The organism is Ancylobacter mangrovi (assembly GCF_024752335.1).
Lineage (GTDB): Bacteria > Pseudomonadota > Alphaproteobacteria > Rhizobiales > Xanthobacteraceae > Ancylobacter > Ancylobacter mangrovi.
On sequence record NZ_JANTHY010000001.1, the window covers coordinates 422,962 to 439,747 of the forward strand.

At 69.5% G+C, this 16,786-nt stretch carries 15 protein-coding genes; 2 read left to right on the top strand and 13 right to left on the bottom strand.

What is annotated here, in order from left to right:
* Positions 1 to 95: 95 nt before the first annotated feature.
* From NVS83_RS01950 to NVS83_RS01975, 6 genes are all read right to left on the bottom strand, one after another.
* Positions 96 to 1,043: a dipeptide ABC transporter ATP-binding protein gene (locus tag NVS83_RS01950; RefSeq protein ID WP_258738464.1), complete on the bottom strand. Its 948-nt coding sequence runs from the start codon at positions 1,041 to 1,043 to the stop codon at positions 96 to 98.
* 83 nt (positions 1,044 to 1,126) lie between these two features.
* Positions 1,127 to 2,122, bottom strand: a complete 996-nt coding sequence (locus NVS83_RS01955; protein WP_258737816.1) for an ABC transporter ATP-binding protein — start codon at positions 2,120 to 2,122, stop codon at positions 1,127 to 1,129.
* A 16-nt stretch (positions 2,123 to 2,138) separates the two neighbouring features.
* Positions 2,139 to 2,792 (bottom strand): hypothetical protein, encoded by a 654-nt coding sequence (locus tag NVS83_RS01960; protein WP_258737817.1) that lies wholly within the window; start codon positions 2,790 to 2,792, stop codon positions 2,139 to 2,141.
* Positions 2,793 to 2,796: 4 nt separating this feature from the next.
* Positions 2,797 to 3,789 (bottom strand): ABC transporter permease subunit, encoded by a 993-nt coding sequence (locus NVS83_RS01965; RefSeq protein WP_258737818.1) that lies wholly within the window; start codon positions 3,787 to 3,789, stop codon positions 2,797 to 2,799.
* Positions 3,782 to 4,792: an ABC transporter permease subunit gene (locus tag NVS83_RS01970; RefSeq protein WP_258731062.1), complete on the bottom strand. Its 1,011-nt coding sequence runs from the start codon at positions 4,790 to 4,792 to the stop codon at positions 3,782 to 3,784. The genes NVS83_RS01965 and NVS83_RS01970 overlap by 8 nt, the downstream gene beginning before the upstream one ends.
* Positions 4,793 to 5,079: 287 nt before the next feature.
* Positions 5,080 to 6,681 (bottom strand): ABC transporter substrate-binding protein, encoded by a 1,602-nt coding sequence (locus NVS83_RS01975; RefSeq protein WP_258737819.1) that lies wholly within the window; start codon positions 6,679 to 6,681, stop codon positions 5,080 to 5,082.
* Between the two features lie 281 nt (positions 6,682 to 6,962).
* Here NVS83_RS01975 and NVS83_RS01980 point away from each other — a divergent pair, with 281 nt between their 5' ends.
* On the top strand, positions 6,963 to 8,174 hold the full coding sequence (locus tag NVS83_RS01980) for an acyl-CoA dehydrogenase (RefSeq protein ID WP_258737820.1): 1,212 nt from the start codon (positions 6,963 to 6,965) through the stop codon (positions 8,172 to 8,174).
* 32 nt (positions 8,175 to 8,206) lie between these two features.
* Here NVS83_RS01980 and NVS83_RS01985 read toward each other — a convergent pair whose 3' ends face one another.
* The 5 genes from NVS83_RS01985 to NVS83_RS02005 form a co-directional block, all read right to left on the bottom strand.
* Positions 8,207 to 8,662: an RrF2 family transcriptional regulator gene (locus NVS83_RS01985; protein WP_258737821.1), complete on the bottom strand. Its 456-nt coding sequence runs from the start codon at positions 8,660 to 8,662 to the stop codon at positions 8,207 to 8,209.
* 124 nt (positions 8,663 to 8,786) lie between these two features.
* Positions 8,787 to 8,939: a hypothetical protein gene (locus NVS83_RS01990; protein ID WP_258737822.1), complete on the bottom strand. Its 153-nt coding sequence runs from the start codon at positions 8,937 to 8,939 to the stop codon at positions 8,787 to 8,789.
* Between the two features lie 52 nt (positions 8,940 to 8,991).
* Positions 8,992 to 10,353 carry an ATP-dependent DNA helicase gene (locus tag NVS83_RS01995; RefSeq protein WP_258737823.1) on the bottom strand — a complete coding sequence of 454 codons (1,362 nt, stop codon included), beginning with the start codon at positions 10,351 to 10,353 and terminating at the stop codon, positions 8,992 to 8,994.
* Positions 10,354 to 10,414: 61 nt separating this feature from the next.
* A complete protein-coding gene (locus NVS83_RS02000; protein WP_258737824.1) occupies positions 10,415 to 11,257 on the bottom strand; it encodes an EamA family transporter in 843 nt (280 codons plus the stop codon).
* A 165-nt stretch (positions 11,258 to 11,422) separates the two neighbouring features.
* A complete protein-coding gene (locus NVS83_RS02005) occupies positions 11,423 to 12,877 on the bottom strand; it encodes an NAD-dependent succinate-semialdehyde dehydrogenase (protein ID WP_258737825.1) in 1,455 nt (484 codons plus the stop codon).
* A gap of 263 nt (positions 12,878 to 13,140) precedes the next feature.
* Between NVS83_RS02005 and NVS83_RS02010 the strand changes: the two genes are divergently transcribed.
* Positions 13,141 to 13,488, top strand: coding sequence for a hypothetical protein (locus NVS83_RS02010; RefSeq protein WP_258737826.1), 348 nt, complete (start codon positions 13,141 to 13,143; stop codon positions 13,486 to 13,488).
* A 24-nt stretch (positions 13,489 to 13,512) separates the two neighbouring features.
* Here the strand turns inward: NVS83_RS02010 and NVS83_RS02015 are convergent, their stop codons facing one another.
* Positions 13,513 to 16,281: a DNA translocase FtsK gene (locus NVS83_RS02015; protein WP_258737827.1), complete on the bottom strand. Its 2,769-nt coding sequence runs from the start codon at positions 16,279 to 16,281 to the stop codon at positions 13,513 to 13,515.
* A gap of 161 nt (positions 16,282 to 16,442) precedes the next feature.
* Complete coding sequence (locus tag NVS83_RS02020) at positions 16,443 to 16,763, bottom strand: GNAT family N-acetyltransferase (protein WP_258731052.1); 321 nt, start codon at positions 16,761 to 16,763, stop codon at positions 16,443 to 16,445.
* Positions 16,764 to 16,786 lie beyond the last annotated feature (23 nt).

Genomic DNA, 16,786 nt, shown 5'->3' on the forward strand with positions numbered 1-16,786 from the left:
AAGACCGGCGCCCGGAAGAGCCCGCCCGATGGCGGTGCCTCTTCCGGGCGCTTTTTCGTTCGCCCCGTCTTTCGTTCGCCAGCGCTTTTCGTTCGCTACTGCGCCGCCCAGCAGGCGACGAGCTGCCCGCCCTTGCGCTCGAGCGGGGGCATCTCCACCCGGCAGCGGTCCATCACCAGCGGGCAGCGCGGGTTGAAGGGGCAGCCGGCCGGCGGGTTGAAGGGGGAGGGCAGCTCGCCCTCCAGCACGATGCGCTCGCGCCGCGATTCCGGGTCGGCGACCGGCGTCGCCGAGAGCAGCGCGCGCGTATAGGGATGCTTGGCCGCGTCGAAGATGGCGTCGCGCGGGCCGTGCTCGACCCCGCGGCCGAGATACATCACCAGCACCTCGTCGGCCATGTGCCGCACCACGCCGAGATCGTGCGAGACGAAAACATAGGCGACGCCGAGGCTTTCCTGCAGCTCCACCAGCAGGTTGAGCACCTGCGCGCGCACCGAGACGTCGAGCGCTGAGACCGGCTCGTCCAGCACCAGGATCTTCGGGCGCAGCACCAGCGCGCGGGCGATGGCGATACGCTGGCGCTGGCCGCCGGAGAACATGTGCGGGTAGCGCCCGTGATGCTCCGGCCTCAGGCCGACGCGCGCCATCATGTCGAGCGCCCGCGCGCGCCGCTCGGCGGCGGAAAGGCTGGTATTGACGAGCAGCGGCTCCTCGATCGCCTTGCCCACCGTCTGGCGCGGGTTGAGCGAGCCATAGGGGTTCTGGAACACCATCTGCACCTCGCCGCGATAGCGGCGCAGCGTGGCGGTGTCGGCCTCGGCGACGTCGACGTCGTCGAGCAGCAGCGAGCCATCACCCGGGCGCTCGATCATGGTCAGCATGCGCGCCAGCGTGGACTTGCCCGAGCCGGATTCGCCGACGATGGCGAGGGTCGAGCGCGGGGCGAGGCGGAAGCTGATGCCGGCCACCGCCTTCACCGTCGCCGACTTCGCGAACATGCCGCGCGCGACCTCGTAGGACTGGGCGAGGTTCACCGCCTCCATCACCGAATGGGCGGCGGGCGGCTCGCCGGGGGCGACCGTGTCGGGCGCGGTTCTCTCGCGGGAGGTTCCGTGTATGGCCTGTGTCACGCGGCGATCTCCCGGTTCTGGGGCACGCCCTCGACGAGCGGGTAGTGGCACAGCGCGAGGCCGAGCTCGGCGCCCATGCGCGGCGGCGGGACGCGGCGGCAGGTCTCGGTGGCGAAGCGGCAGCGCGGCGAGAACAGGCAACCCTGCGGCCGGTCGGCGAGGCCCGGTACCACGCCGGGGATGGACGGCAGGATGCGCCCTTTGGCGCGTTCGGGCAGCGCGGCGAGCAGGGCCGCGGTGTAGGGATGGTGCGGGTCGGCGAACAGGCCGCGCGTCGGCTGCATCTCCACCTGCTGGCCGGCATAGTGGACGCAGACCCGCTGCGCGGTCTCGGCCACCACGCCCATGTCGTGGGTGATCAGGACGAGCCCGACCCCGCTCTCCTTCTGCAGCCGCAGCAGCAGGTCGAGGATCTGCGCCTGGATGGTGACGTCGAGCGCGGTGGTCGGCTCGTCGGCGATGATGAGCTTGGGGTTGCAGGCGAGCGCCATGGCGATCATCACCCGCTGGCTCATGCCGCCGGAGAGCTGGTGCGGGAAGGCCCGGAGGCGGCGTTCAGGCTCGGGAATGCCGACCAGCTCCAGCAGCTCCACCGCCCGCGCCTGGCGTTCGGCGCGGGAGAGGTCGAGATGGGCCTTCATCGCCTCGCGGATCTGGAAGCCGATCGTGAAGCAGGGGTTGAGGCTCGACATCGGCTCCTGGAAGATCATGGCGAGGTCGCGCCCGATGATCCGGCGCCGCTCGCGCGGGGCGAGGGCGAGCAGGTCGTGCCCGTCGAAGCTCAGCCGGTCGGCGGTGATGGTCGCGGTCCAGGGCAGCAGGCCCATGACGGCGAGCATGGCGACCGACTTGCCCGAGCCGGATTCGCCGACGATGGCGACCAGCTCGCCGGGCGCGACGTCGAGGTCGACCCCGTCGACCGCCTTGAACGGCCCGCGCGCGGTGTCGAAGCTGACCGTGAGGTTGCGGATGGAGAGGAGGGGTTCTTTCATTCCGTCCTGCATGCGCCTATATTTCTTGGCGGTTGGAGGAAGCATCATGGTCGGCCCGATCGTTCCCATCGTCTGACGCATTCATGGCCGGGGCGGCATCCGCGGCCTCGAAGGCTATGCGTTTGGCCGCGAGATCGAGCCCCAGCCCGTCGCCATAGCTTTCAATCTCATCGAGTGCCTTGTGGCCGATGCGACGTTGCTGGCCGACGACGCCGAGCAGCAGCGCGACGAATTTGCGCCGCTCCTCCACGCTCTGTTCACGGAACTGAAGATCCCGCAGGTCGCGTGTCATGGCGTTCGACTGCGCGGCCCGCCGATAATACTGCACCACCGAATGTATCACCGGCTCCGGCAGGATGCTGAGGTCCCCCTGCGTGCCGGCGAACACGAAATCGTTGTCGTCGGGCGTGGCGAACGGATTGTCGTTGGCGAGCGCGTAGGCGCGCTCCTCCGGGGTGAGCTGGTGCCGGCTCGCGCCGACGCCGGCGAGAATCTCCGCATGCATGGCGATCAGCAGGTCGCGCTGGCGCTGCGCTCGGTGGCGGCTGTCCTGCTGCACGACCGAGCGGCTCTGCAGCGCGACGGTGGCTGCCGCGCCGAGCACCGCGCCCAGCGCGCCGACGAGGGCGACGAGAAGGCCGGAGTACAGGCTGTCGGCCGTTGCCTCCATGCCCTCAGCTCCGCCGCAGCTTCGGGTCGAGCGCATCGCGCAGGCCGTCGCCCATCAGGTTGATCGCCACCACCGTCACCAGGATCGCCAGTCCCGGCAGGGTCACGATCCACGGCGCGGCGCGGATGAATTCGCGGCTGTCGGCCAGCATCGCGCCCCATTCGGGCGTCGGCGGCTGGGCGCCGAGGCCGAGGAAGCCGAGCGCCGCCGCCTCGAGGATCGCGTCGGAAATGCCGAGCGCGGCCTGCACGATGAGCGGGGCGAGGCAGTTCGGCAGCACGGTCACGAACATCAGCCGCAGCCGCCCGACACCGGCGACTTGCGCGGCGACGACGTATTCCTTCGACAGCTCGGCGAGGGCGGAAGCGCGGACGAGCCGCACATAGCGCGGCAGATAGACCACGGTGACCGCGATGATGGTGTTGATCAGGCTCGGCCCCAGCACCGCGACCACGAGGATGGCGAGCACCAGGCTCGGGATCGCCACCACGAGGTCCATGATGCGCATCACCACCACCTCGACGACGCCGCGCATGAAGGCGCTGGCGAGGCCGAGCACGATGCCGACCGCGACCGAGACCAGCATCACCGACAGGCCGATGCTGAGCGAGATGCGCGCGCCATAGATGAGCCGCGAGAGCACGTCGCGCCCGACCGCGTCGGTGCCGAAGGCGAACTCCCAGGTGCCGCCCGCCCACACCGGCGGCTGCTGCACGTGGTCGCGGAACTGCTCGATCGGCGAGTGCGGCGCGACCCACGGCGCGAAGAGCGCCAGCAGGGCGATGAACACCACCACGGCAAGGCCGAGCAGGGCCCCCCGGTTCTCGGTGAAGGCGGACCAGAATGCCCTCAGCGCGGAGACCTCGTGCGGCACCGTCTCGACGATGGGGTCGGCGGTGACCGCCTCCGCGGTAAGGCTGCCCTCACTGGCCGGGTCGAGCCCCAGCCGCTCCGGCGCGGTCGGCATCGGGTCTGAGATGGCGGTCTCCTCAGCCATGCCGGATCCTCGGATTGATGGCGACATAGAGCATGTCGACGATGAGATTGACGAGGATGACGATGCCGGAGATCAGCATGATCCCGCCCTGCAGCGCGGGATAGTCGCGGCGCGAGATCGACTCGATCAGCCATTTGCCGACCCCGGGCCAGGCGAAGATGGTCTCCGTCAGCACCGCGCCGGCGAGCAGCGTGCCGGTTTGCAGGCCGATCACGGTGACGACCGGGATCAGCGCGTTGCGTAGCGCGTGCAGCCCCACCACCCTGAGCGGCGAGAGCCCCTTGGCGCGGGCAGTGCGCACATAGTCCTCGCCCAGCACCTCCAGCATGGAGGAGCGCGTCATGCGCGCGATCACCGCCAGCGGGATGGTGCCGAGCACGATCGAGGGCAGGATGAGGTGGGCCACCGCCGCGCCGAAGGCGCCTTCCTGGTCCGACAGCAGGCTGTCGATCAGCATGAAGCCGGTGACCGGCTCGAAATAGTAGTTGATGAGGTCCATGCGGCCGGAGACCGGGGTGAGCCCCAGATATTCCGACATGAACATGATGAGCAGCAGGCCCCACCAGAAGATCGGCATGGAATAGCCGGCGAGGGCGACCGTCATCACCGCATGGTCGATGATGCCGCCACGCTTCACCGCCGCGATCACGCCGGCGGGGATGCCGAGCACCACGGCGAATATCAGCGCGCAGATCGACAGTTCCAGCGTTGCCGGGAACAGCGTCGCGAATTCGTGCAGCACCGGCGTCTTGGTGACGATGGAGACGCCGAAATCGCCGTGGATCAGCCCGTTCGCATAGTCGAGGAACTGCTTCCACACCGGCTGGTCGAGGCCGAGCTGGTGGCGGAGCTGGGCGAGGCGCTCGGGGGCGATGCCGCGCTCGCCGGTGCGCGCCTCGATCGGGTCGCCGGGCACGAGACGCACCGCGACGAAGGTGACGAACATCAGCGCCACGAAGGTCGGCACGGTCAGCGCGACACGGCGGATGAAGAATTTCAGCATGTATGTCCCGGGCTTGGCCGGTCGGGGACCGGCTTCGCGTCACGCCGGGCCGGGCCCGGGAGGGGCACGGCACGGGAGGCAGGGTTGAGGGCGCCACGTTCGAGGGCGCCAGTTCGGGGCGTCGCCTTCAGGGGCACCACGTTCGCGGGCGCCGCGTTCGGAAGGCGCCTCGCGGCGAGCGGACGGACCGGTCGCGCATCGTCTTTCCTGATGCCGCGCGGGCGGCCCGTCTTTCGCAAAGGCACGGCGCCGGCGGCTCGCTCCCGCCGCCGGCACCGGCCGGTTCGTCACTGCTTCAGGTCGACGCCGTAGAACTCGTGGCGGCCGAACGGGCTCACCTTGTAGTCCACGACCTCCTTGCGGGTCGGCTCGTAGACCACCGAGTGGGCGATGGTGAACCAGGGGGCCTCTTCCTTGAAGATCACCTGGGCCTGCTCGTAGAGCTTGGTGCGCTCCTCGACGTCGGAGATCGTGCGGGCCTTGTCGATCAGGGCGTCGAAGTCCTTGTTGCACCACTTGGCGAGGTTCTGGCCGCCCTTGCGCGCGGCGGGGCAGCCGAGCAGGAAGAAGAAGTTGTCCGGGTCGCCATTGTCGCCGGTCCAGCCGAGCTGGCCGGTGATGTGCTCGCCCTCCTGCAGGCGCTTGCGGTACTCGCCCCACTCATACGAGACCAGCTTGGCGTTGATGCCGATCTTGGCGAGGTCCGACTGCATCATCTCGGCGATGCGCTTGGCGTTCGGGTTGTAGGGGCGCTGCACCGGCATCCACCACAGGTCGATGTCGAGCGGGAACTTCACCCCCGCGTCGGCCATCATCGCCTTGGCCTTCTCCGGATCGTAGGGGTAGTCCTTGATCGAGCTGTTGTAGGACCAGATGGTCGGCGGGATCGGGTTGATCGCGGCCTGGCCGGCGCCCTGATAGACGTCCTTGATGATCGCCGCCTTGTCGATCGCCATGTTGAAGGCCTGGCGGACCTCCTTCTTGTCGAAGGGCGGCTTTTCGACGTTGAGCGCCAGATAGGCGATGTTGAGGCCCGGCTGCGAGAGCAGGTTGATCGCGGGATCGGACTTCATCGAGGCGATGTCGGCCGGGTTCGGCGCCATCATCACGTGGCACTCGCCCTTCTTCAGCTTGGCGTAGCGGGCGGTCGCGTCGGGCGTGATGGCGTAGACGAGGTTGTCCAGCGCCGCCTTGCCGCCGAAATAGTCCGGGAACGCCTTGTAGCGGATCACCGCGTCCTTCTGGTAGGCGACGAACTGGAACGGGCCGGTGCCGACCGGGATCTGGTCGAACTGCTCGGGCGTGCCCTTCTTGAGCAGGTAGTCGGCATATTCGGCCGACATGATGGTGCCGAAGTCCATGGCGAGGTTCGCCAGCATCGGCGCGTTCGGCTCGTTGAGCGTGAACTTGACCGTGTAGTCGTCGACCTTGTCGATCGACTTCAGAAGGTCGGGCATGCCCATGTCGTTGAAGTAGTCGTAAGCCCCGCCGGTGACCTTGTGGTAGGGGTTGTCTTCCTTCCACTGGCGGTTGAACGAGAACAGCACGTCGTCGGCGTTGAAGTCGCGGGTCGGGGTGAAGCCGTTGACGCCGGAGTGGAACTTCACGCCCTTGCGCAGCTTGAAGGTGATTTCCTTGCCGTCGTCGCTGATCGTCCAGCTCTCGGCGAGGGCGGGAACCACCTTGGTGGTGCCGCGCTCGAACTCGACGAGTTGGTTGTAGACCGGACGCGCCGCGTCGAAGCTTGTGCCGGTCGTATTGAGGGCCGGAGTGAAGTTCTCCGGGCTGCCTTCCGAGCAGTAGACAAGCGTCTTTGCGGCGTAGGCCGGCGCGGAAAGCGCCATCAGGACGGCCGCAGCGGCGGCCAGTTTGGCATTGATGACCGGCATGATGAGATTTCCCTCTCGTGGATCCGACGCAGACTGCCCGTTTATCGGGCCCGATTAATTGTTGAACTGCATCGTCCGAGATTGGACTCAATCATGCCATTTCGAGTTGCGCAATCTCACCCTACCCCCAGACAAAAGTCGAATAGGCGCGCCCGTCGAGGCCGGTTTCATGCGTCGAGAGGCGGGGATGCGCGCAGCACGCCGGCGTTGTAAGACCGCTGCGTAAGCCCGCCTGCGCCGGCCCCGTGCCGGCCGTCGGTACGTCCCGGAGAAGTCGCCTCATGAGTGCCGCCCCGTCCACCGGAAAATCCGCCCGCGCCGTCTTCGACTGGAGCGATCCGCTCGACCTCGACGGCCAGCTCACGGAAGAGGAGCGCATGGTCCGCGACACGGCGCGCGACTATGCCCAGGAGAAGCTGCTGCCGCGCGTGGCCTCCGCCTATATGGACGAGCGCTTCGACCGCGAGATCATGCAGGAGATGGGCGCGCTCGGCCTGCTCGGGCCGACCATCCCCGAGGAATATGGCGGCGCCGGTCTCGGCTACGTCTCCTACGGGCTGGTGGCGCGCGAGGTGGAGCGGGTCGATTCGGGTTATCGCTCGGCGATGAGCGTGCAGTCCTCGCTGGTGATGCATCCGATCAACGCCTATGGCACGCAAGAGCAGAAGAGGAAGTTCCTGCCCAGGCTCGCGACCGGCGAGATGGTCGGCTGCTTCGGCCTCACCGAGCCGGATGCGGGCTCCGACCCCGCCGGCATGCGCACCCGCGCCGAGAAGATCGAGGGCGGCTACCGGCTCTCGGGCAGCAAGATGTGGATCACCAACTCGCCGATCGCCGACGTCGCGGTGGTGTGGGCGAAGTCGGCGGCGCACGACGACGACATTCGCGGCTTCCTGCTGGAGCGCGGCATGAAGGGCCTCTCGACCCCGAAGATCGAGAACAAGCTTTCGCTGCGCGCCTCCATCACCGGCGAGATCGTGATGGACGATGTCGAGGTGCCCGAGGCGAACCTGCTGCCCGGCGCCTCGGGGCTGAAGGGGCCGTTCGGCTGCCTCAACCGCGCGCGCTACGGCATCGGCTGGGGCACGATGGGCGCGGCGGAGGCCTGCTACCACGCCGCTCGCAGCTACACGCTCGACCGCCACCAGTTCGGCAAGCCGCTGGCGGCGATGCAACTCGTGCAGCGCAAGCTCGCCGACATGGCGACCGAGATCGCGCTCGGCCTGCAGCTCGCGCTGCGCGCCGGGCGGCTGTTCGACGAGGGACGGCTGCCGCCGGAGACGATCTCGATGCTCAAGCGCAACAATTGCGGCAAGGCGCTCGACATCGCCCGGCTCGCCCGCGACATGCATGGCGGCAACGGCATCTCGGCCGAATATCCGGTGATGCGCCACATGGTGAACCTCGAGACGGTGAACACCTATGAGGGCACGCACGACATCCACGCGCTGATCCTCGGTCGCGCGATCACCGGCCATCAGGCGTTCTTCTGAGGGAAGCGCCCCGCGCGGGAACCGCCGGCCGCTCAGCCCTCGGTGAGGGCGTCGGCGGGCGAGGCCGAGGGGCAGGCGGCGGCGACCATCTCGGCCAGCGTCATGCGGTCGAGGATGTCGGACATGGCGTCGCGCACCCGGCTCATGGTCCGGCGCACGGCGCAGGTCTCGAGGTCCTCGCAGTCCTGGCAGGGCACATAGGCGCTCTTGCTGGCGCAGCTTATCGGCGCCAGCGGGCCATCCAGCGTGCGGATGATGTGCCCGATATTGATCTCCGCCGCCGAGCGCGAGAGCGCGTAGCCCCCGCCCGGCCCCTTCTTCGAGCGCAGCAGCCCGGCATTGCGCAATTCGAGCAGGATGGCGTCGAGGAACTTCTTGGGAATGTTGTTGGCGGTGGCGATTTCCTGCCCCATGGCGCTCGTCCCCGGCTCGAGCTGAGCGAGAAAAAGCATCGCCTTGAGGCCGTACTTACCCTTGTTGGTCAGCATATCCGCGTGAATTCCAACGAGACGCGCGCCCCCCCGCAGGAAGCCCTCACCGGATCCTATATACGACAGCGGTGGCGAGGCGAGCGCAGAATTGGAACATTTTGCGCGAATTGCCGGATCGTGGTCACGGCGCGGCCGCCACAGAGGCCGCCACCACCTGCGCGTCCTTCGCCCCGCCGAACGGGTGGGCGAAGAGGATGGCGCCGATGATCGCGCCATAGGCGAGGGCGAAAAGCAGCTTGTCGCGATAGCGGCGCAGGCCCGTGCGATTCGTCATCGTCCCCTCCCGCGGCTGTTCTCGTTCCCAATTAGTCTACCGACAAGGTCGATTATGTAAAGCGCGGCGCCTCCAGCCCTGTGGACGATTCCTCGAAGGCCATGGTGAAGGCGGCCACGCGGCGGTCGATGCGGATGTCGCCGGCCCGCAGCGGGCGCACCAGCGACAGCCCCTCCAGCGAGCGCGCACGAGAGAGCGCGACATAGGCCTGGCCGGCGGCGAAGGCGCCGCTGTCGAAGTCGATCCGCACGTCCTCGAGCGTCAGGCCCTGCGCCTTGTGCACCGTCACCGCCCAGGCGGGCACCAGCGGGAGCTGGGTATAGGTGCCGACCACCTTGGCCGCGAGCCCGCCCGTGGCCTCGTCCCAGTCGTAGCGGATGCGCTCCCAGCTCGTGCGCTCGATCTCGACCACGCCGGCCCCGTCGAGCCGCACGAAGGCGCGGTCCGGGGCGAGGCCGATGACGGTGCCGACCGAGCCGTTGACCCATTGCCGCTCCGGGTCGTTGCGCACCGCCATGACGCGCGCGCCGACCTTCAGCACCAGCACCTCGGGCACCGGCAGGCGATCATTGGCGAGGTCGAACTCGCCCTCGCTCTTGCCCTCAAAGATGCGCCCGGCCTCGGTAAGGGTCTCCATGCCGCGACGGTTATAGGCGTCGACGCGGGCATTGGTCGGCGCCAGCACCACCGGGATGCGCCCCTCGCGATGGGCGCGGAAGGAGGCGGCGTTGATGGCGGCGACGGCGCGCTCCACCTGCCGGCCGGCCCGCAGGTCCGCCAGATGGCCGACGAAGGCGGCGTCGCTCTGGCGGTACACCTGAAGGAAGGGCAGGCGCGCCACCTCGGTCTCGCGCAGCACACGCGCGTCGAAGGCGAACGGACCCTCATAGCCGAGCCGGCCGAGGATCTCGCGCTCGGCCATCGGCACCACCGGGGGGAGCTGGAGGAAGTCGCCGACCAGCACCACCTGCACGCCGCCGAAGGGCGAGGGATCGCCACGCGCCAGCCGGAGCGAGCGGTCGACCGCGTCGAGAAGGTCGGCCCGCACCATCGAGACCTCGTCGATGACGAGGCGCTCCAGCTTTTTCATCAGCCGGCGCTTCTGCGGGCGCGGCTTCACCTCGTCGGGGTCGATGAGGCGCGGCGGGATGCCGAAGAAGGAGTGGATGGTCTGCCCGCCGAGCTGCAGCGCGGCGACGCCGGTCGGGGCGAGGAAAGCCTGCTTGCTGCCGCCATGCCGGCGCAGCGCGTGCAGGAAGGTGGTCTTGCCGGTGCCGGCCCCGCCCAGAACCATCACCAGCGGCGCGCCGCGCCCGACCACCGCCAGCGGGCCGGCAAAGGCGTCCTCGGCCGGCACGATGGGGACGGTGGCAGAGGCGGCGGGGCGAATCTCGCTGGCGTTCGAAAGGCTCATGGCGCGCAGGGAAGCACAGGCCGGCCCGCGAAGGAACGCCGCAGGGCGACAAGCGGCGACTTCAGTGCAGCTTGATCAGCACCAGCCCGACCACGATCAGCGCGGCGGCGGCCATGCGCTCGGCTCGCAGCGGCTCGCGCAGCACCACCACGGCGATGACGGCGGCGAACAGCACGCTCGATTCGCGCACCGCCGCGACGAGGCCGATCGGCGCCTGGGTCATGGCCCAGATCGTGATCCAGTAGGCGGTGAGCGACATCGCCCCGCCCGCAAAGCCCGGGCCGAGGAAGGAGAGGGCGGGCTTCAGCCCGGACGGTCCCTTCCAGACGAGGCCGACCACGGATAGCAGGATACTGTCGGCCACGAACAGCCACGAGGTGTAGAGGTGCGGGCTGCCGGCATGGCGCGCGCCGAGCCCGTCCACCAGCGTGTAGATGGTGATGCTGACGCCGCAGGAGAGCGCGAGCCGCAGCGCCGCGCCGTCGAACGCCGCCATGCCGCGGCGCGGCCAAGCGATGGCGAGGATGCCGCAGGCGAGCAGCGCCACGCCGAGGAAGCTCTGCAGGTCGATCGCCTCGTCGAGCAGGGTCGCCGACAGCATCGTGGTGAGCAGCGGCGCGGTGCCGCGCGCGATCGGGTAGACGAGCCCCATATCGGCGCGCCGATAGGCGCCGCACAGGGTCAGGTAATAGCCGAGATGGAGCAGGATCGAGGCGAGGATCCACAGCCAGACATCCGGCTCCGGCGGGCCGAGGGCGAGCGCCACCGGCAGGGCGAAGACGCCGCAGGCGGCGTTGACCAGCACCATGGCGAGGAACGGGTCGAGGCGGATCTTGAGGATCGCGTTCCATGAGGCATGCATCGCGGCTGCGGCCATGACCGCGATGAAGACGCTGGGATCCATCGGAATGCCGGAACAGGAGGGACACGCATGCCCTTGCCGCTCGCCTCGCGTGGGCAAGGCGGCGGCCGGGCCGACGGGCGGCGGTCGAGTACCGCCGCGCCGGGTTTCGGGAGAGGGCGCCCCTCACGCCAGCCCGCGCGGGGCAGGGTGTGGGGCGCGCAGTCGTCAGACCCCGAGCTGGGTGACGAACTTGGTGTTCACATAGGCTTCCATCGCCTCGATGCCGCCTTCCGAGCCGTAGCCGGAATCCTTGATGCCGCCGAACGGCACCTCGGGCAGGGCGAGGCCGTGATGGTTGATCGAGATCATCCCGCTCTCGACCCGGCGCGCGAACTCGTCGGCGCGGGCGGAGGAGGTGGTGTAGGCATAGGCCGCGAGCCCGTAGGGCAGGCGGTTCGCCTCTTCGATCACCGCCTCGGTCGAGGTGAAGGGCATGATCGGCACGATCGGGCCGAACGGCTCCTCGTTGAGGATGCGCGAATCCGCCGCTAGGTCGGTCAGCACGGTGGGCTGGAAGAAATAGCCCTTGTTGCCGATGCGCGCGCCGCCGGCACGCAGCGTCGCCCCCTTCGACAGCGCGTCGGCGGTGAGCGCCTCCATCGCGTCGATGCGGCGCGAATTGGCGAGCGGGCCCATGCGCACGCCGTCCTCGAGGCCGTTGCCGACCTTCACCTGGCCGACCGCCTCGGTGAAGCCGTCGACGAAGCGCGAATAGATGTCCTCATGCACCAGGAAGCGGGTCGGCGAGACGCAGACCTGGCCGGCGTTGCGGAACTTGGCGCCCGAGAGCAGCTTCACCGCGAGGTCGACGTCGGCATCCTCGAACACCACCGCCGGCGCGTGGCCGCCGAGCTCCATGGTGACGCGCTTCATATGCGCGCCGGCCAGCGCGGCGAGTTGCTTGCCGACCGCCGTCGAGCCGGTGAAGGTGACCTTCTTCACGATCGGATGCGGGATCAGGTACTGCGAGATCTCCGCGGGCACGCCGAAGACGAGGTTGACCACGCCCTTGGGCAGGCCGGCATCCTCATAGGCCTTGACCAGCGCGGCGCAGGAGGCGGGGGTCTCCTCCGGGCCCTTCAGGATGATCGAGCAGCCGGCCGCCAGCGCGGCGGAAATCTTGCGCACCGCCTGGTTGATCGGGAAGTTCCACGGGGTGAAGGCGGCGACGACGCCTACCGGCTCCTTGTGCACGATCTGCTGCACGCCGGCGCCGCGGGCGGGGATGAGCCGGCCATAGAGGCGGCGCGCCTCCTCGGCGAACCAGTCGATGATGTCGGCGGCGGCCAGCGTCTCCATGCGGGATTCGGGCAGCGGCTTGCCCTGCTCCATGGTCATGATGCGGGCGATGTCCTCGGCCCGCTCGCGCAGAATCTCGGCTGCCTTGCGCATCAGCTTGTAGCGCTCATGTGCCGACACGTGGCGCCAGGTCGCGAAGCCCTTCTCGGCGGCCAGCAGCGCGGCGTCGAGGTCGGCCCGGCTCGCATGGGCGAGGGTGCCGATCTCCTCCTCGGTCGCCGGGTTGACGATCGGCTGGTGCGCCGCGCCGTCATGGCCGTGCCCCTCGCGCCATACGCCGTCGATGAAGAGCTGGACGTCGGGATAGCTGACCGTGGACATGACTGACCTCTCGATGGAAGACGCGGCGCGGGCGCGCCGGAAGGGCGGGTGCGGCACACACCTAATCCTCCGGACCCTCCAGCGAAAGAGGCACGTGCTGGCATGCCAGCGTCCGTGGCCCGAAACGGGCCTAAGGCCGGGCCGGCGAGCGGAACCAGCCGGCGTCGGTCCGGTTCTCCCCAAGGGAAGTTTGACGTGAAGTTCCACCTGAAGCTTGACGTGAAGCTCGAGCAGGTTAGAGGCATCAGCACCGGGGCAACGCGATGACGACCGCCGCACGTGCGCGCGACGACACCGACCGCAGCCACAGGGACGACGCCGGGAGCGCCGGCCGCGCATCCGTCCGGCCCGCGCCGCAGCGTCCGAACCCGGCCGCCGCCGGCTGGGTGGGCGAGCGCGGCCAGCCGGGCGAAGGACATCCGGGAGTGTCCGTCCCCTCCGAGCCGGGAAACGGCCAGAGGGCGGGCGCGCGGCCCGCAGCGCCGGCGAAGCGGCGCTCGACGCCGTGGCCGGGCGGCCGGCGGCGCAACTGGCGCGCCGCCCTGATGCTGGCAGGCGCGGCGTTCGTTATGAGCGCGCTGCTCACCCTGTGGGGCTGGCTGACCGCCTGAGCGCTGCCCGGCGGCCGGCTTCGATCAGCGCAGCTCGCGCAGGATCTCCCGCTTGCCGGCATGGTTGGCCGGGCCGACGATGCCTTCGTTCTCCATCCGCTCCATCAGCGAGGCGGCGCGGTTATAGCCGATCTGCAGCCGCCGCTGGATGTAGGAGGTGGAGGCCTTCTTGTCGCGCATGACGAGCGTCACGGCCTGGTCGTAGAGGTCACCCGTGTCCTCGCCCATGGAGGTCTTGTCGAACACAGCCGCGTCGTCGGGGATCGGCTCGTCCTCTTCCTCCGCCGTCACCTCGTCGAGATATTCCGGCCGGGCCTGGCACTTGAGGTGCTCGACCACGCGTTCGACCTCCTGGTCGGAGACGAACGGGCCGTGGACGCGCGAGATGCGTCCGCCGCCGGCCATGTAGAGCATGTCGCCCTGGCCGAGCAGCTGCTCGGCGCCCATCTCGCCCAGGATGGTCCGCGAGTCGATCTTGCTCGTCACCTGGAAGGAGATGCGGGTCGGAAAGTTGGCCTTGATGGTGCCCGTGATGACGTCCACCGAGGGACGCTGCGTCGCCATGATGAGGTGGATGCCGGCCGCGCGGGCCATCTGGGCGAGGCGCTGGATCGCGCCCTCGATCTCCTTGCCGGCGACCATCATAAGGTCGGCCATCTCGTCGACCACGATCACGATGTAGGGGAGCGGGGAGAGATCCATGATCTCCTCCTCCTCGATCACCTCGCCGGTCTCCTTGTCGAAGCCCTTCTGCACCGTGCGGGTGATGATCTCGCCCCTGGCGGCGGCTTCCGCCACCCGGCTGTTGAAGCCGTCGATATTGCGCACGCCGAGGCGGCTCATCTTGCGGTAGCGCTCCTCCATCTCGCGCACCGCCCATTTGAGGGCGACGATCGCCTTCTTGGGGTCGGTGACGACGGGGGTGAGGAGGTGCGGGATGCCCTCATAGACCGAGAGCTCCAGCATCTTCGGGTCGATCATGATCAGGCGGCACTGCTCGGGCCGGTGACGGTAAAGCAGTGAGAGGATCATGGTGTTGATGGCGACCGACTTGCCCGAGCCGGTGGTGCCGGCGACGAGCAGGTGCGGCATGCGGGCGAGGTCGACGATCACCGGCTCGCCGCCGATGGTCTTGCCGAGCGCAATGCCGAGCTTGGCCTTGGCCGCCTCGAATTCGTGGCGCGACAGCATCTCGCGCAGCCATACCGTGTCGCGGCGCTGGTTCGGCAGCTCGATGCCGATGACGTTGCGGCCTTCCACCACGGCGACGCGGGCGGAGATGGCGCTCATCGAGCGGGCGATGTCGGCGGAAAGGCCGATCACGCGGCTCGACTTGATGCCGGGCGCCGGCTCCAGCTCGTAGAGCGTGACCACCGGGCCGGGATTGGCGTCGATGATCTCGCCGCGCACGCCGAAATCGTGCAGCACCTGCTGCAGCTTCACCGAATTGCGGTCGAGGAATTCCTCCGACAGCTCGTAGTCCGGCTCGCTCGCGGGCGGCTCGGTGAGCAGCTCGAGCGGGGGAAGCTCATAGACGTCCGACGCTGCCGGACGCGCGCCGGGGCGCGGTGCCGGGGCGGGGATGACGGCGGCCGGCTCGGCGGCGACGGGCGCGGCCGCGACAGTCGCGACGACCGGGGCCGCCTCGACGGGGGCCGGCTCCGGCTCGCGGGCCACGGGAGCGGCGGCAGGCGCGGGCGCGGCGGGTTCGGCCGTGACGGTGAAGGCGGGCCAGGAGAAGGACACCGTGACCGAGGGAGCGTCGTACCCCGCCGGGCGGGCCATCGGCACCGCGATCCACGCCGGGACGTCCGGGCCAGCGCCGGCCGGTGCGGCATCGGTTGCCGCAGGCGCGGACGACGGCGGCACGGGGGCGGTTGCGGCGGGGACCTCCGGGAGCGGGTCCTGATGCGAGGGCGGCATCGGCGGCACGTCCCAGCCGAGCCGGATCATCTCGGCGATGAGCTGGATCGAGCGCGGCGGATCGCCCGCCGCTTCGTCGTGCGGGAACGTCTCGGGCAGGGCCGACTCGGGCAGGGCCGCCTGCGGAACGGCAGTTTGCGGAAGGACGGCTTCGGGCGGAGCGGCAGGGGCCGGTGCGGCTTCGGGTGCCACGGCTTCCTGAGCCACTTCCTGCGCGACCGTCTCCTGCGCCTCCTCGACCGGCGGGACGGCGGGGAGCGCGTCGGTGTCCGGCATGACCGGCGGCAGGCTCGGGACCGGCGTGGCGCCGTCGCCGCCGACGATCTGGGCGGCCCTCGCCTGGCGGGCCAGCGCGGCGATCAGCGGCTGCGCGCCGACGCCGGCCGGCGGCAGGCGCGGGGGCACGCGCAGCACCGGGGTCTGCGAGACGCGCGGCGCGACGACCGGCGGCGCCTCGCTCTCCGGCACCTCCGGCTCGGGGGCGATCTCGGGAAGCTGCGGGCGCAGCAGATAGTCCGGCGTGCGGGTGAAGCGGGTGTTCGAGGGCAGGGTGAAGGGCTGCAGCCAGCTCGGCACCGGCGCTCCGGGCGGCTCGATCGTGCGTGACGCCGGTATCGACGGCACGGGTTTCTCGCGCGCCGGGGCGGGCTCGCGCGCGGCGAACGACTCGCGCGTGGGGGCCGGCTCGCGCGGCAGGGCGGCCTTCGCCGGCTTGGGCGTCTTCGGCGGCGGGGGCAGATGCACCGTCTGCGGATTGGCGCGGGTGAACCGGTGTCCGCTGACGCCCGGGCCGCCGGCGTTCTGGCGCGGCTTCTCGTCGTCGGTCGAAGAAATCTCGTGCGGATCGGAGGGACGCGCGGAGTTACGCATGGGCACCGGAACCTTTGCCGCTCATGAACATCGGGCACCGGCCGGCAGGCTTTCGTTCACCCTGCCGGCTGTGCTCCCATCGTTAGGAGCACAGCGTTAAGGAAGGGTATGAAAGGCCGGTTTTTCCCGTGCGCGAGGGCAGGTTCCGTGGCGGCGCGGCCTCAGGCCGGCAGGCCGAGCGTCGCGCGGATCTCGGGCGCGAGCAGGTCGTGGGTCTCGGGATGCTTGATCATGTAGCGCCCGAACACCGAGCAGCGCGGGACCACGGAGAGCCCGCGCTCGCGGGCGCTGGCAAGCCCGGCTTCCACCAGCCGCGTCGCAAGGCCGCGCCCGCCGAGTTCCGGCGGCACCTCGGTGTGCATGAAGATGATGTGGTCGGGCGCGAGGAGGTACTGCGCAATGGCAAGATGGCCGTCCTGCTCGATTTCGAAGCGATCGGCGGCGCGATTGTCGCGGACCGGGATTTCGCCGTTCATGCTCATGCGGATTCCTCCTTCTGGTTCGG